Annotated in this window: 1 protein-coding gene; it reads left to right on the forward strand. The window is 59.2% G+C overall.

Annotated elements, in window-relative coordinates; genetic code table 11:
• Positions 1-19: 19 nt before the first annotated feature.
• On the forward strand, positions 20-240 hold a 221-nt coding region (locus Q5762_RS39510), incomplete at its 3' end, for a hypothetical protein (RefSeq protein WP_315897148.1).

Raw genomic sequence — 240 nt, forward strand, 5'->3', positions numbered from 1 at the left:
CGATGCCGACGTAGTCGACGTGATTGTCGACGAAAACGTCCGACAACGCCGACCACAGCTTGATGCGTTCTTCGCGGGTCATGAGCATTCATATACCTGTAGCGCATTGCCGAGACTGTATAGCGGCGCGCGTCTTCTGACCATCAACCCCGAGCTGCTGCCAAGGCTCGGCGGCATGTATCATCGGCCGCAGATTCTGCGGCTGGATCTGCCCTGGAGCATCGGCCGTGCAAGTGCTGT

The sequence above is a fragment of the Streptomyces sp. P9(2023) genome (genome assembly GCF_032436795.1).
Classification (GTDB): Bacteria; Actinomycetota; Actinomycetes; order Streptomycetales; family Streptomycetaceae; genus Streptomyces.